We start from the raw sequence: 15,542 nt of genomic DNA on the forward strand, positions 1-15,542 counted from the left end.
AAACCACACCTGGACCGCGCTAAACCACACCCGGACCGCGCCAAACCACACCCGGACCGCGCCAAACCACACCCGAACCGTGCCAAACCACACCTGGACCGCGCCAAACCACACCCGGACCGCGCCAAACCACACCCGGACCGCGCCAACCTCTCCCAGAACGAGCCATACACCGCACATTTCTCCTAACTTAGAACTGTCTAGGATGAAATTGAGTCTTTCATCTATACAAAAACAAGGGACAACCTAAAAGTCAGGTGAAAACGACTTCTCGGTTAGCCTCTTTTTGAGTAGAGAGGAAATAATCAGTACGAAACAAGTTATTCTCTTCTTGACCTTTACGTTAACGTCAATGCTATCATAAGGAAAATGATAGAAAGGGGGAGGTGAGATGAAGACGATTCGGGAAACGGCTGATCTGTTTGGTTTGTCGACACGAACGATTCGGTATTATGAAGAGATAGGTTTGTTGTCACCCAGGCGGTCTGAAGGCAAGCAGCGGTTGTATTCTGCTTCGGAACTAGCCAAATTAAAATTAATTGTTCGTGGTAAAAAATATGGATTTACACTAGAAGAAATTAAGGAAATGGTGTTGCTATTCGATAAGGACCGTACCGGTAGGCAGCAGTTAGAACGGACCATTCAGTATGGAAAGCGGCGAATTGAAGAGGTGGAGTTGAAAATTCAGGAATTGCAAGAGATGAAGCATGAAATGGAGCAGCTACTATCTGTATTTTATAACAAGCTAGATCATTCGAAAGGGGATTGAGTTCATGAACAGTTCACAACTATTATCACGTAATGCACGGAAGTATCCGAATTCAGAAGCAGTAGTAAGTATGGGGAAGCGTATCACGTATCAACAGTTGGATAGGTTAGTGAATCAATTTGGCAACGCATTATGCGATCAAGGTATAAAGGCGGGTTCCAAAGTTGCGTTGTTTTTACCGAATGTGGAAGAGTTTGTGATTTCTTATTTTGCTGCACAGCGAATTGGAGCCATCGTTGTACCAATCAATGTAAAAATGACGGCTCATGAGTTGGAATATATTTTAGAGCATGCTGATGCAGAGGTGCTCATTGCCCACGAATTAGTATTTGAAGCAGCAAGTGAAATGAAAGCGCCTTCATTGTTTATTAAAACAGGGGAAGCTGTCGATGGATGGCTTGATTTTGAAACTCTCCTAGCTCAAGGTAAAGAAACGCCCATTTCTTGTTCATTAAAAGAAGATGACGAGTCAACTATTTTGTATACTTCAGGAACGACAGGTAGCCCGAAAGGTGTATTGTTTAGCTACCGAAATATCTTAACGGTAGCTTCCATGATTGCGGTGGAAATGGAAGTGAAACCAGAAAGCCGGATCTTGCTAATGATGCCGCTTAGCCACTCTGCACCGCTCCATTTATTCTTAATGGCAGGGATGGTCGTAGGCTCTACTCTAGTTTTGACGCCGACATTTACTCCAGATTTATTGATTGACACAGTGGAACGAGAGCGAACGACTCACTTTTTTGGAGCACCTGTTGCGTATTTACTGACGGCAGGCAATCAGAAATTACAAGAGGCAGACCTATCATCCATGAAGTGGTGGGTATATGGTGGAGCTCCGCTATCAGCTGAAGAAGTGAAGAAAGTGAAAGAAGCGTTCCGTACGGACAATCTAGTTTGTGTTTACGGACTGACGGAAGCAGGGCCGAGTGGTTCATTGTTGTTAGCAGCGGAGCATAATGCAAAAGCGGGAAGTATCGGACAGCGTGCACCGTTGCATACAGAATTGCGAATCGTAGACGAATCTGGGAAAGAGGTAGTCGTTGGTGAAATAGGGGAAATTGTCCTTCTCGGTGAAGGGAATATGCTCGGCTACTATAAAAATGAGGAAGCGACAAAGGAAGCCTATTATGACGGCTGGTTGCGGACAGGCGATATGGCAATGGAAGATGAAGATGGATTCTATTGGATTGTCGGACGGAAGAAGGATGTCATTATTTCGGGTGGTGTTAATATTTATCCGCAAGAAATCGAAGAGCAAATTGTCAGCTATCCTGGTGTTGCAGAAGTTGCAGTAGTCGGCGTGCCTCATCCAGAGTGGGGTGAGACGGTGAAGGCTGTATTTGCAGCAGCACAACATATCGATGTTAATGAGCTGAAAGTATATCTACAGAAGAATCTAGCTTCATTTAAAATTCCTCGTATCTATGAACAAGTCGATGCACTGCCTAGAAATGCATCTGGGAAAATACTGAAACAGCCTTTACGAGAAGGAGCGTCAATGTTATGAAAGTATTGCAGAAAACAGAGCACTATGAAACTGAAAACTATTTCGAGAATGATGAGACATTACAGCTCATTTTACGGGAACATTTGAAGGAGCCATTTTTACAGTATGCTGTACGTGAATTGGAGTCATTTGGCCATGCGTGTGCAAATGAAATTGATCGTAGAGCTGTGCATACGGATCGGGAAGGAGAGCCTCGTCTCATTCGTTACAATAAATTTGGGGAAGAAGTATCCGAAGTATGGGTCAATGAAGGCTATCGGCAAACTGTACAAGAAACGTATGATACGGGGATCGTTGGGTATGTTCATAAAGAGATTCCTGAACTTGGACATAAAGGGAATTATACGTACAGTTTCGCGCAAGGTTATTTATTGTCGCATGCGGAGCCGGGTTTTTATTGTCCCGTGACGCTAACGATGGCGACTGCTTATTTGTTGGAACATTATGCGGACGAACAGGTGAAAGAACTCTTCTTGCCACATGTTTGTTCAACAGGTGAAGTTCCGTTATTTGAAGGTGCAACGTTCTTGACAGAGCGGCAGGGTGGATCGGATGTTGGTGCAAATGTTGTTCGTGCAGTGAAGGAAGGCGAGCAGTATTTATTATATGGAGAGAAATACTTTGCGTCGAACGCTGGAATGGCGGGTGTAGCGATGGTTTTGGCTCGGATGGATGGAGCGGCTCAAGGATCAAAAGGATTGACATTATTTGCGGTTCCTTGGCGGAAAGAGAATGGCGAGCTAAATGGAATTCGAATTAGAAGACTGAAAGATAAGCTAGGCGTTCGTGCCGTACCTTCAGGCGAAGTGGAATTTGATGGGGCGATCGCTTATGTAGTCGGTGATCCGTCCAAAGGGCTTACGTATATGCTGGAAGCTCTTAATTTATCTCGAATTTGCAATGCCGTCGCTTCTCTCGGGATCATGCGCAGAGCGTTGCTTGAGTCTAAGACCTATGCAAGTAGGCGAAATGCATTCGGTCAGCAATTGACGGATTATCCGATGGTGCGAGATTCCCTTAGTAAGTTAACCGCGAAACTGCATGCTGAAATGGTGACGGTCTTTGATTTCATTAAGTTGTATGAGCGTGTCACTGACGGAAAAGCGACTCAGCGTGAGCAAGTGCTGAACCGTCTTTTTATAGCACTGATAAAAAAAGAAACAGCGGAGCAGGCGATCCATTTTTCTCATGAAGCGATCGAACTGCATGGCGGTAATGGCTATATAGAAGACTTTGTCACACCTCGTTTGTTACGGGATGCTCAAGTATTGACAGTCTGGGAAGGTACTGCGAACATTTTAGCACTGGAATTGATTCGTCTGATTAATAAATACAGGGCGCACGAACTATTTATTGATGAAATGAAACAGCGTGTATCATTGCTAGATGACGGCGAGTTGAAGCAAACGTTAGTAACAGAAATCACTCATTTGGAAACAGGTCTAAACGCTTTTGCAACATATGATTATTCTCTACAAACATATGAAGCGAAGCGATGGATGAAGCAAATGATAGATGTCTACGAAAGTGTGGTATCCCTAGAATGGTCAGCAAAATATGGGGATAAATTTGAGAAGTTAGCGGAATTATTCATAGAGAATACTTGGAAGTTACGCAAATCTGGAGGGCGGATGAAGACAGTAGAGTATTATGAAGAGATCATCTGAAACGATAATAACGTACACAGTCAATCAGCTGTGTACGTTGTGATGTTTATTCATAACACAAGATAACTTACTTCAGTATGAGCTATATTTTATCGTGCAGATGTCAGCTAAAGCAATCTCTTGCACTGCAGGGTCACCAAAAGGTTGGAAATGGATGGCCCGATTTTTTCGGTTAAAGTCTAAAAAATAGCCCACCATCTTCGTATCTTTAGAGTCGATAAGCGTGATTACGACAGGTGTTCCAATAATAAAATCTGTTACGATGTGGATTATTTGTCGTTCATCATAGCATTTAGATCTTCTATTTTGGACAGGAGAAGAGTCACAGCCGCTACAAGGTCTAAACTTTCTTGAAGTCATTGTATGCACCTCCTTCTCTTGTAGCTTATGTTCTATTTTTTTGGAGAACTGTGCCGTTTTCTTTGTTAGATGCATAAGTTAGGTAATATTGACTTAGAAAATTTTTCAGAAGTCAATAGTTAGGAACAGAGTGTATGTTAAGCAACTCATAAAATATAGGTGTGGTAGATAAGTGCGGGGCGGATTCATACGTTTGAAAAGGGTGTATACGATAAAACCAAAAAAGCTCTGCAGAAACTAGCAGAGCTTTTTTGGATTGTAAAAATCGATTAGTCCATCACCAGTCCGCCATCTACTACAAGATTTTGCCCTGTAACCGCGCGGCTGAATGGGGAAGCAAAGAACAGTATGACATCGGCCACCTCTTCTGGTGTGATGACACGTCCGACAGGTGTACTTGATTTGATAATATCGAATACTGCATCAGGCGTGGCAGCGCTTGCATCGGTTTTCAACAGCAGTCCACCTGATACCATATTGACGGTAATACCATCAGGTCCTAATTCTTTTGCCATGCTCCGCGTCATGCCGAGTAAGGCGGCTTTGCTTGTATTGTAGTCGTGGTACGGGACGACAGGATTTTGTACAAGGTTTGTTCCTATATTGATGATCCGTCCAAATTTCAGGTTTGCCATGCTTTCTCGTGCTGCTTGCAATGTGTTCAACGTGGCTCCTACAGATCCTTCCAGCTGTTTTAGATAGTCTTGCCATTCTATTGAATCCAGCTGTTTTCGGTCATCTCCATTAAAAGAAAAATCGATTAAGGCATTGTTTACAATCGTGTTAATCGGTTGTCCGAAGTGCTCGCTCGCTTGTTCAAATAATGAATGTACTTCATCCGCATTTCGCACATCAGCTTGTAACGCGATGGCTTGGTCGGTTCCGATTTCATTAACAACTTCTTGTGCTTTGTTGTGATTTTGATAATAATTCACTACTACTTTGGCTCCTGCTTTACCGAATGCTTTTGCAGTTGCAGCACCTAACCCCCTGCTAGCACCTGTCACCAATACGACTTGATCTTTCAATTCCAATAAATCCAGCCCCTTTTTCTGTAGTTGTACACAAAAAAGACCACTGGAAGTTAGTGGTCGTCAGAAAAACGCCACTTCCCTCCGTCGGTATCAACCGAATCAGGTTCAAAGGGTCGGAGTTTCCTCCTCTCAGCCAGCTGGCACCCCCAGTGATCTTCGTATGTGTGTGTTTATGTAGTATAGCATTATCAACGAATTCATACCATTCGACTGTTAGAATAAAAAGATAATTTTGTGATAAATAATAAATAAGTACTCTTTTCTCAAAAATTTGATAGAATAAAGTAAAGAAAAGTAAAGGAGAAACAACATGCTCAAAAATATTCCCAACAACTTATCGCCCGATATTCTTAAGGTTTTAATGGAAATGGGTCATGGAGACGAGATTGTAATTGCTGATGGTAACTTCCCAGCAAATTCTCATACTGCTAATGTCCTGCGTTTAGATGGGCAATCTGCCACAGAAGTGTTACGGAGTATCCTATATCTATTGCCATTAGATGATTATGAAGTAGGCGCTGTAATGTTAATGGAACCAAAAGAGAACGAAAAGATTCCTGAAATATGGGCTGAGTACAATGAAATCTTAAGACAAACAGAAAACTTTCATATTTCAATTTCAAAATTTACACGTTTTGATTTTTATGAACAAGCGAAGAAAGCTTATGCAATTATTGCAACTGGTGAACAGGAGCAGTATGCGAATATTATGCTACGAAAAGGTGTTATTAAAAGGGGAGATGAATCGGTATGTTGGCAGGAGTAAGACATCATAAAATTAAAGAAATGGTAGATGAAAGAGGCACAATTCGGGTGACTGAACTCAGTCAGATGCTAGGTGTCACAGATGAGACGATTAGAAGAGATTTGGAGCGTTTGGAAGGACAAGGAAAACTAATCCGCACACATGGTGGTGCAATGAGTACTAAACAAGAAGAAGATGATGTCCCTCATTTTCAAAGAGAAGTTATAAATAAAGATGAAAAAATTAGCGTTGCTAAGGAAGCGATTAAGTTAATTGAAGAGGGAGATATTATTTTCCTCGATGCGAGTTCATCCGCACTTTATTTGGCACGTTTAATACCTGATATGCGCTTAACAGTTCTGACTAATTCTATACAAATCTGTGTTGTGTTATCTGGTCACTCAAAAATTCAAGTAATTTCAACAGGTGGTAATTTATCTTCTAGATCGATGTCTTACGTAGGGCAAGTAGCATTAAATACATTGGATTCCTATTATGTAGATAAATTATTTTTCTCATGTAAAGGACTGGATGAAGACTGGGGAATAAGTGACGGTAACGAATTACAAGCATTGGTCAAACAAAAAATAATTGAACGGGCTACTAAAAGAATTCTATTGTTAGATCATTCAAAACTGGGGAAAAAAGCATTTGCTCGAATAGCAGGTTGTTCAAACATCGACACGATAATTGTTGATTCAAAGACAGAGCAGGATCAACTGGATTTCTTGAAAGAGCAAGGAACTGAAATAGTATTACCTGAATTAGTAAAAGAAGCCCATTGAAAAAGGGTTTCTTTTTAGAATTGTGCAAATTTATGTTGCATTTAAATAATTAATCCTCTATAATCAACAATAACAAAAAAAAACAAACAATATCAAAGATGAAAGAAAATTCAGTTTAGGAGTGAGTGCATGAATCCTGTTTTGCTTTCTATGAAAAATATTTCGAAATCATTTCCTGGAGTGAAGGCGTTATCAAACGTAGATTTAGAACTAAAGCATGGAGAAGTCCTTGCTTTAGTTGGTGAAAACGGTGCTGGAAAATCTACTATGATGAAAATTTTGAACGGTATCTACACTAAAGATGAAGGCGAAATTTTATTAGAAGGAAAAGAAGTAAACATTGAAAATATCAATCAAGCACAAGAGTTAGGTATTTCGATCATTCACCAAGAGCTGAATTTAATGAGAGACTTAACAGTTGCCGAGAATATTTTTATCGGCCGGGAGCCAAGAAGTGCTTTTAATTTCTTTTTGAAAGATAGAGAGCTGAATAAAAAAACGGCAGATCTATTCAAAAGGCTAAATATTGAATTAGATCCACATACGAAAGTTGCGGATTTAACGATAGCCAAGCAACAAATGGTCGAAATAGCTAAAGCGCTTTCATTCAACTCTAAAATAATTATCATGGATGAGCCTACGACAGCATTGACAGAAACAGAGATTGATTCGTTATTTGTTACGATCGAAAGTTTACGTGCAGACGGTGTCGGGGTGATTTACATCTCACACAGGATGGATGAATTAAAAAGAATTACTGATCGAATTACAGTGATGCGAGATGGAACATATATTGATACCTTGGTAACGAAAGATACAGAGATGAGTAAGATTATACAGTTGATGGTTGGTCGTCAAGTATACATAGAATCAAAACCAACCTCAATCAACGAAAATCAAGAAACGATTCTTAGATTAGAAAATGTTTCAACGAAAGACCATTTAAAAAATGTTTCATTCGAGTTGAAAAAAGGTGAAATATTAGGGTTTGCCGGACTTATGGGTGCAGGTCGTACCGAAGTAGCTAGAGCAATATTTGGTGCTGATAAGATTGAAAGCGGTTCCATTTTTCTGAACGATCAGGAAGTGAAAATTAAATCTCCTAAACAAGCAGTGGAAATGGGAATAGGCTATGTTTCTGAAGACCGTAAACACTTAGGATTATTGATTGATATGGATGTTAAAACGAATATGGCTATGGCCACTATTAAAAATTTCACAAAAGGTAACTTCGTAGTGAGCCAAAAAGAAATGGAAAAAGTAGCGGAAAAATATGTCGATGAGTTAAAAATCAAAACACCATCTGTGCATCAAAAAATTCGCAATCTATCAGGAGGTAATCAGCAGAAGGTAGTTATTGCGAAATGGTTATTGCGAAATTGCGATATTTTAATTTTTGATGAACCTACTCGAGGAATTGACGTGGGTGCAAAAGGTGAAATTTACAAGTTGATTGATGAATTGGCTGACAGTGGGATGGCAGTCATCATGATCTCCTCTGAACTACCGGAAGTGTTGCGAATGAGTCACCGGGTAATTGTCATGTCGGAAGGAAGAATAACTGGCGAACTAACATCTGCTGAAGCTACTCAAGAAAAAATCATGGAGTATGCCACAGCTGTGAATTAAAGAATGGAGTGAGATCGTTTGAATATAGATACGGTTGTAAACGAAGAAAAAAAGAAGTTAGGTAACTCTAGGATTCCATCGGGAGCTATACAGCAAATTTTAGCTTTTGCTAGTTTGATTGCATTGATTATTTTCTTCTCCTTAGCATCAGGAAGCTTTCTTCAATACAGCAACATCATAGGGATTCTGCTTTCAACGGCTGTTATCGGGATTTTAGCATTGGGCGCAACATTTGTCATTATAACGGGTGGAATTGATTTATCTGTTGGTACGGTCATGACCTTGTCATCCGTAATGATCGGGGTCATTGTCGTAGATGGCGGCATGCCGATTTGGGTAGGAATTGTTGGCGGTATTTTAACAGGCGCATTGTGTGGACTTTTAAGTGGATTTGCAATTGCTAAATTAAATATCCCACCATTCATTGCTACGCTTGCCATGATGATGATTGCAAAAGGATTGGCATTGGTCATTTCGAGTGCAGCTCCTATTTACTTTAGTGATCATCCAAGTTTCACGAAGATATCATTAGGTTCAATCACTCCAGGTATCGAAGTGCCAAACGCTATTCTGATCTTTTTCATAATGGCGATTATAGGTGGAATTATTTTAAGTAAAACGATTCTGGGAAGATACAATTTTGCTATCGGCAGTAATGAAGAAGCAACAAAGTTATCTGGTGTCAACGTGAACTTTTGGAAAATGTCGATCTATACACTTGCTGGAGCATTTACAGGTGTAGCCGGTGTTTTGATGGCTGCGCGTTTGAATTCAGCTCAACCAGCACTTGGCCAAGGATACGAATTAGAAGCGATTGCTGCAGTCGTAATCGGTGGTACTTCACTAAGTGGTGGGAAAGGGACAATCGTGGGAACTGTAATAGGAGCACTCATCATGAGTGTCTTGACGAATGGTCTTCGAATTATGTCTATTCCACAAGAATGGCAGACGGTAGTAGTTGGTTTGGTCATTATTCTAGCAGTCTATGCAGATACTTTACGTAAGAAAGATTAATGGGTGGTAGGATGTCTGAAATCAGACTAATTATAAATTTATATGGAAAAGGGAGGAATTAGTATGAAGAAGATTGGGTTATTAAGTGGGATTCTCGCTACGTCGTTGTTGTTTGCAGCTTGTTCAGATGATGGAGCAGAAGGAGCAGGAGAAATTGAAGAAGGCAAACCTTATGTAGCTGTCGTCTCAAAAGGTTTCCAACACCAGTTTTGGCAAGCTGTGAAAAAAGGTGCAGAAGAAGCAGCAGAAGAATTTGATGTAAGTATTACATTTGAAGGACCAGAAAGTGAGTCGCAAGTAGATAAACAAATTGAAATGCTTCAAGCAGCATTAGATAAGAAACCAGATGCAATCGGTTTTGCAGCGCTAGATTCTAAAGCGGCTTCACCATTATTAAGTGAAGCTGACGGTAAAGATATTCCAATTATCGCATTTGATTCTGGTGTGGATAGTGAAATTCCTTTAGCAACTGCTTCTACAGACAATAGAGCAGCTGCGGCACTGGCGGCTGATAAGATGGCTGAAGCAATTGGTGAAGAAGGTAAAATCGCATTGATTGTTCATGATCAGACATCCGTGACAGGAACAGATCGTAGAGATGGCTTTAAAGAACAAATCGAATCCAAGTATCCGAACATCGAAATTGTAGATATTCAATATGGAGCTGGAGACCACTTGAAATCTACTGACGCAGCAAAAGCTGTAATGCAGGCACATCCTGACCTGAAAGGAATCTTCGGATCGAATGAAGGTTCTGCTATTGGAGTAGTGAATGCTGTAAATGAATTAAATAAAAAAGGTAAAATAACGATTATTGGTTTTGACTCAGGGAAACAACAATTGGATGCAATTAAAGATGGTGTCATGACAGGAGCGGTTACACAAAATCCAGTAGGCATTGGATATGAAACTGTAAAAGCGGCAGTTGAAGCTCTTGACGGTAAGGAACTGGATAAAGTAATCGATACAGGTTTCTACTGGTACGACAAGAACAATATTGATGACGAAGAGATTCAAGCAGCTGTGTACCAATAATAAAAGTTAGCAACTGGGAGTCGAGTATTTCTCAGTTGCTTTCCCAAAAAACAAAAGAAAGCAGTGGTTTCATGAAACAGCTGAAATGGGGAATTGTTGGTGGAGCAAAGATAGCTGAGCAACAAATGATTCCGGCTATTCTGGAAAGTGGAGATGGAATAATTATCGCGATTGCAAGTCGAAGTGGTAAAGCGACCGAGATGCAGAAAAAATTTGAAATCCCCTCTTTGGTTACTGATTATGATGAATTATTCTCTATGGACGCAGTAGATGCAGTATACATAGCAACACCAAACTCAACACATTGCGAATTAATCAAAAAAGCTGTTTCTGCAGGTAAGCATGTCTTATGTGAAAAGCCAATCGTTTTGAAAAGAGAAGAGTTAGAAGAGATTTTTCAATTAGCTGATCATTTTAATGTATACGTTATGGAAGCGATGATGTACAGATTTCATCCTCAAATGAAAAAATGTCGAGAGTTGTTGCAGGCGGGAGTGATAGGTGATGTCGTTACGATGCACTCTAAGTTTCATTTCAAACTGGACAATTGGGAGTCGGATATTCGAACGAGCAATCAATTGGGTGGAGGAGCTCTTAATGACTTAGGGTGTTACTGTATTAATGCTGCATGCTATCTTCTGAAAAAAGAACCACAAACTATCCAAGTAATTAATTCGGTCCATAACGATGCGGAAGTAGACACACATGTTTCAATGCAAATGCATTATGCATCTGGTGAAATCGTATCTGCCGATTGTAGTTTCCACTCTCCTATGAATAATGAAATTGAAATCATAGGAACACTTGGCTCTATAAAAATTCCACATGCATTCCGACCGGATTTAAACGATGATGTGGGTGAACTGAATGTCAAAACGCAAAGCAATGAAAAGAAAATATCACTAAAGGGAAAATCGTATGTAGAACAAGTACAAAGCTTTCAAAAGACTTTACGTTTTCACGGTGAGTTACCGTACAGCAGAGGTGACATGTTGACTCAAGCGAGTCTATTAGAAAAAATCTTCAATAAGTTGAATAAAGAATGAGAGGAGTGGGATTATGACAATTAATGTACTGAAAGACCTTAATAAATATGCGAAAAGTTTAGTAGATTCTGGCTTGGTAGTAGGTGCTGGAGGAAACTTGAGTATGCGCGATGGAGAGTATATGTATATTTCACCAAGTGGCTTTGATTTGAAAGAAATCGAAGCTGAAAATTGGGTGAAAGTACATATAGAAACAGGAGAAGTTCTAGGGAGTCTAAAACCGTCATCTGAAATACTTATGCATCTGGAATGCTTTAGAAAAAATGATGAAATCAATGCAGTATTACATGCTCACCCTACTTATTCCGTAGGTGTTTCATCATCGGGTAAAGATATTTTACCGATGTTTCCCGATTTCCCGGCAATGGTGAAGAGAATAAAATATTTGGATTACGTCATCCCCACAACTCATGTACTTGCTGACGCGGTATCAGAAATCATCGATGATGCAGATGCCATTATTATGCGCAATCATGGAGTATTGACAGTTGGAAGAACGATGAAAGAAACCTTTTTTTTCATGCAGCTAATCGAAGAAGCGGCAAAGGTATACTATATTAGTTCGACCATCGGAACACCTCGTGTTTTAACAGATCAAGAATGTGATGATTTGCGAAATCTTTCTGCAGAAACCTATCGCTCTAAACTGTTGCAAGAAAAGAGGGAGTAATATGACGCAAGTTCTATCATTTGATATCGGTGCATCAAATGGAAGATTAGTTCGCCATCATTATGACGGGAAACGTCTCACGAGTGAAATCGTTCATCGTTTTGATAATAAGCCGGTTAAGAGAAATGAAAACTATCATTGGGACTTTACCTATTTAATGAATCAGATTTTTACAGCTACCAGAAAAGCTCAATCTACAAAAGGTAATGCTGCCGTTAGTGTTGGTTTCGACACGTGGGGAGTGGACTTTGGTGCAATTGACCAATCGGGAAATTTACTATTTGAACCGTATTCCTATAGAGACGATCACACGGTACCCTATATGCACGAGACGTTGGAACAAATTGATAAATACGATCTTTTTAAATTAACGGGCAATGAAGTTTCTTCTATTAATACTTTATTTCAAGTGAAAGCAATTGTAGAGAAAGAGTCTTTTGATAATGCGGTGCATCTGTTGATGATGCCGACACTTTTGCAATACCAACTAACAGGTATTCCGATTAACGAGTTTACGATTAGCTCGACCACTCAAATGCTTCAAACAGGAAAACAAGAATGGAACACAGATCTATTGGATAAGGTTCTGAACCGGGCTCTTCCGTTAACAGATGTTCAGTTGCCTCACCAAATAATAGGACCTGTATCAAATAGAATACAAAAAAAAGAAGGGATTGATCTGCTGGACGTCGTTCTCACTCCAGGGCATGACACGGCATGTGCTTTATCGGCACTTCCTATGCTGATTGATAAATCATTTTTTATGAGCATCGGTACATGGACCGTTATCGGGACAGAAATAGACCACCCCATTGTTACGTTGGAAGCATTTGAAAAAGGCTTCACGAATGAGGGCACGAGTGAGGGGATATATCGTTTCCAAAATAACAGTATGGGATTTTGGATTATGCAAGAACTGCGTAGAGAATGGAAGGAAGCCGGTCATACGCTGAATTATGAAACGGAGAATCACTTGGTTCGGGACAGTGAGTTTTCAAAAATGTATATTGATCCGAATGCAGATGTGTTTTTTAATCCACCTTCCATGATCGAAGCGATTGAACAGTTTTGTTTAAAGACAAATCAAAGAAAGCCAGAATCTATAAGCGAAACTATCCGCTCTGTTTGGGAAAGTATGGCGTTAAGTTACGCCTATACTATTCGCCAGCTTGAGAACATAGTTGGATACTCAGCCAAGGCGATTTACGCTGCAGGTGGCGGCATTCAAAATACGTACTTATGTCAATTCATTTCAAATGCAACTGGAAAACAAATGATTACAGGTCCAGTTGAATCAAGTTCTTTAGGAAATGGATTATCGCAACTCCGAGCTATTGGCTTGATATCTTCCTTACAAGAAGGAAGAGAAGTGATCTCGAATTCTGTGAATCAAACGGAATTTGACCCTATGGATACGGAATATTGGTCATATGCGATGAGTCGCTTTGAAGAAATTATGGAAAAGAAATGAGGAGACGAAAAAATGAAAAAAAATCGTTATATTGGTGATTTGCCGAAAATAGGTATTCGTCCGACAATTGATGGGCGAAGAAATGGTGTTCGTGAATCGTTGGAAGATACTACAATGAATATGGCGAAATCTGTAGCAAAGTTGTTGAGTGAAAACTTGAAATACTACAATGGCGAACCTGTCCAGTGTGTCATTGCAGATACATGTATTGGCGGCGTAGCAGAAGCGGCAGCAACGGCAGCGAAATTTGAGCGCGAAGGAGTAGGCGTATCGATCACTGTCACTCCATGTTGGTGTTATGGTTCCGAAACGATGGATATGAATCCTACATTGCCTAAAGCGGTATGGGGATTTAACGGAACAGAACGTCCAGGTGCAGTATACTTAGCTGCGGTTTTAGCAGGATATAATCAAAAAGGTCTGCCTACATTCGGTATCTATGGGCAAGATGTACAAGATGCTGGAAATGAAGATATTCCAGCTGATGTTCAAGAAAAATTACTTCGCTTCGCAAAAGCAGGATTGGCGACTGCAATGTTAAAAGGAAAGTCGTATCTATCCATGGGATCTGTATCCATGGGTATCGCGGGAAGCATGGTACAAGAAGAGTTTTTCCAAAAATATCTTGGCATGCGAAATGAATATATCGATATGACAGAATTTATTCGTCGATTTGATTTGGAAATATATGATACAGAAGAATATAAGCGCGCATTGAAATGGGTAAAAGAAAACCTTCATGAAGGTGAAGATCTAAACGCAGATAAAAATAAAAGAACATCAGAACAGCTGGAGGAAGATTGGAAGACCTCAGTGAAAATGGCATTAATCGCAAGAGATTTGATGGTAGGAAATGAAAAGCTGGCAGACAAAGGCTATATCGAGGAATCAATGGGTCATAACGCATTGATCGCAGGATTTCAAGGCCAACGACAGTGGACAGACTATCTCCCAAATGGGGACTTCATGGAAGCGATTCTAAACTCTTCATTTGATTGGGATGGAAAAAGAGCTCCCTATCTGCTGGCTACTGAAAATGATAGCCTGAATGGCGTCACGATGGCGATGGGCCATTTATTAACAAATACTGCTCAATTATTCGCAGACGTTCGTACATATTGGAGTCCGGAGGCTGTTAAGAGAGTCACGAATAAAGAGTTGACTGGGAAAGCGAAAAATGGGTTCATTCATTTGATTAATTCAGGTCCAGCTGCATTGGATGGAACGGGAAGACAAATGCGTGACGGTCGGCCTGTTATGAAGCCACACTGGGAGATTACGGATGAAGAAGTGAAGGCCTGTCTGGATAATACACTTTGGAGACCGGCTTCTACAGAATATTTCAGAGGGGGCGGATATTCTTCGGACTTCACAACAAAAGGTGAAATGCCTGTAACGATTGCTCGTTTAAACATCGTAAGCGGGTTGGGGCCTGTTTTGCAAATTGCAGAAGGATATACAGTGGAGTTGGAAGATGAAGTGCATGATACATTGGATTCGAGAACTGATCCAACATGGCCGACTACATGGTTCATTCCGAATTTGACAGGTGAAGGCGCGTTTACAGATGTCTATTCCGTAATGAATAACTGGGGCGCAAACCATTGTGCCATGTCGTACGGTCATATTGGTGATGATCTGATTACAATGGCGTCCATTTTAAGAATCCCTGTCAATATGCACAATGTGGAAAGCGAACGAATCTTCCGACCGAGTGCGTGGAATATGTTCGGTACGGAAGGTAAAGAAGCAGCAGACTACAGAGCTTGTGAAAACTTCGGACCTTTATATAAGTAAGAAAGGGATT

General features: G+C 40.5%; 15 protein-coding genes and 1 riboswitch. Of the genes, 12 read left to right on the plus strand and 3 right to left on the minus strand.

The features are described from left to right. Positions 1 to 19: 19 nt before the first annotated feature. On the minus strand, positions 20 to 169 hold the full coding sequence (locus tag GD002_RS01055) for a hypothetical protein (protein ID WP_153730464.1): 150 nt from the start codon (positions 167 to 169) through the stop codon (positions 20 to 22). Between the two features lie 222 nt (positions 170 to 391). Here GD002_RS01055 and GD002_RS01060 point away from each other — a divergent pair, with 222 nt between their 5' ends. From GD002_RS01060 to GD002_RS01070, 3 genes are read left to right on the plus strand one after another with little or no spacing between them, the layout of a single operon-like run. Continuing rightward, a complete protein-coding gene (locus tag GD002_RS01060) occupies positions 392 to 769 on the plus strand; it encodes a MerR family transcriptional regulator (RefSeq protein ID WP_153730465.1) in 378 nt (125 codons plus the stop codon). A gap of 4 nt (positions 770 to 773) precedes the next feature. Then, complete coding sequence (locus GD002_RS01065) at positions 774 to 2,279, plus strand: class I adenylate-forming enzyme family protein (protein WP_153730466.1); 1,506 nt, start codon at positions 774 to 776, stop codon at positions 2,277 to 2,279. Further along, on the plus strand, positions 2,276 to 3,946 hold the full coding sequence (locus tag GD002_RS01070; protein WP_153730467.1) for an acyl-CoA dehydrogenase family protein: 1,671 nt from the start codon (positions 2,276 to 2,278) through the stop codon (positions 3,944 to 3,946). Before GD002_RS01065 ends, GD002_RS01070 begins: the two co-directional genes overlap by 4 nt. A gap of 72 nt (positions 3,947 to 4,018) precedes the next feature. Here GD002_RS01070 and GD002_RS01075 read toward each other — a convergent pair whose 3' ends face one another. Both GD002_RS01075 and GD002_RS01080 read right to left on the minus strand, forming a co-directional pair. Next, entirely contained in the window at positions 4,019 to 4,306 is a 288-nt protein-coding gene (locus tag GD002_RS01075; protein WP_153730468.1) for a hypothetical protein, read from the minus strand. A 269-nt stretch (positions 4,307 to 4,575) separates the two neighbouring features. After that, the gene (locus GD002_RS01080; RefSeq protein WP_153730469.1) at positions 4,576 to 5,340 is read right to left on the minus strand and encodes a 3-oxoacyl-ACP reductase; all 765 of its coding nucleotides are present in this window, start codon (positions 5,338 to 5,340) and stop codon (positions 4,576 to 4,578) included. A 59-nt stretch (positions 5,341 to 5,399) separates the two neighbouring features. Further along, a riboswitch (TPP riboswitch) is annotated at positions 5,400 to 5,498 on the minus strand. Between the two features lie 152 nt (positions 5,499 to 5,650). Between GD002_RS01080 and GD002_RS01085 the strand changes: the two genes are divergently transcribed. The 9 genes from GD002_RS01085 to GD002_RS01125 all read left to right on the plus strand — a co-directional run bounded on the left by GD002_RS01085 (position 5,651) and on the right by GD002_RS01125 (position 15,532). Then, on the plus strand, positions 5,651 to 6,106 hold the full coding sequence (locus GD002_RS01085) for an RbsD/FucU family protein (RefSeq protein WP_153730470.1): 456 nt from the start codon (positions 5,651 to 5,653) through the stop codon (positions 6,104 to 6,106). Further along, positions 6,091 to 6,870, plus strand: coding sequence for a DeoR/GlpR family DNA-binding transcription regulator (locus tag GD002_RS01090; protein ID WP_153730471.1), 780 nt, complete (start codon positions 6,091 to 6,093; stop codon positions 6,868 to 6,870). The genes GD002_RS01085 and GD002_RS01090 overlap by 16 nt, the downstream gene beginning before the upstream one ends. A 129-nt stretch (positions 6,871 to 6,999) precedes the next feature. Beyond that, positions 7,000 to 8,499: a sugar ABC transporter ATP-binding protein gene (locus GD002_RS01095; RefSeq protein WP_153730472.1), complete on the plus strand. Its 1,500-nt coding sequence runs from the start codon at positions 7,000 to 7,002 to the stop codon at positions 8,497 to 8,499. 24 nt (positions 8,500 to 8,523) lie between these two features. After that, positions 8,524 to 9,513, plus strand: coding sequence for an ABC transporter permease (locus GD002_RS01100; RefSeq protein WP_153730587.1), 990 nt, complete (start codon positions 8,524 to 8,526; stop codon positions 9,511 to 9,513). A gap of 63 nt (positions 9,514 to 9,576) precedes the next feature. Continuing rightward, positions 9,577 to 10,548 carry an ABC transporter substrate-binding protein gene (locus GD002_RS01105; RefSeq protein WP_153730473.1) on the plus strand — a complete coding sequence of 324 codons (972 nt, stop codon included), beginning with the start codon at positions 9,577 to 9,579 and terminating at the stop codon, positions 10,546 to 10,548. Between the two features lie 71 nt (positions 10,549 to 10,619). Continuing rightward, positions 10,620 to 11,594: a Gfo/Idh/MocA family protein gene (locus GD002_RS01110; protein ID WP_153730474.1), complete on the plus strand. Its 975-nt coding sequence runs from the start codon at positions 10,620 to 10,622 to the stop codon at positions 11,592 to 11,594. A gap of 13 nt (positions 11,595 to 11,607) precedes the next feature. After that, the gene (locus GD002_RS01115; protein ID WP_153730475.1) at positions 11,608 to 12,264 is read left to right on the plus strand and encodes a class II aldolase/adducin family protein; all 657 of its coding nucleotides are present in this window, start codon (positions 11,608 to 11,610) and stop codon (positions 12,262 to 12,264) included. A gap of 1 nt (position 12,265) precedes the next feature. After that, positions 12,266 to 13,735 (plus strand): rhamnulokinase, encoded by a 1,470-nt coding sequence (locus tag GD002_RS01120; protein WP_194841427.1) that lies wholly within the window; start codon positions 12,266 to 12,268, stop codon positions 13,733 to 13,735. Between the two features lie 12 nt (positions 13,736 to 13,747). After that, positions 13,748 to 15,532 (plus strand): L-fucose isomerase, encoded by a 1,785-nt coding sequence (locus tag GD002_RS01125; RefSeq protein WP_153730477.1) that lies wholly within the window; start codon positions 13,748 to 13,750, stop codon positions 15,530 to 15,532. Positions 15,533 to 15,542: the final 10 nt, after the last annotated feature.

Source organism: Sporosarcina obsidiansis, from assembly GCF_009651005.1.
Lineage (GTDB): Bacteria > Bacillota > Bacilli > Bacillales_A > Planococcaceae > Sporosarcina > Sporosarcina obsidiansis.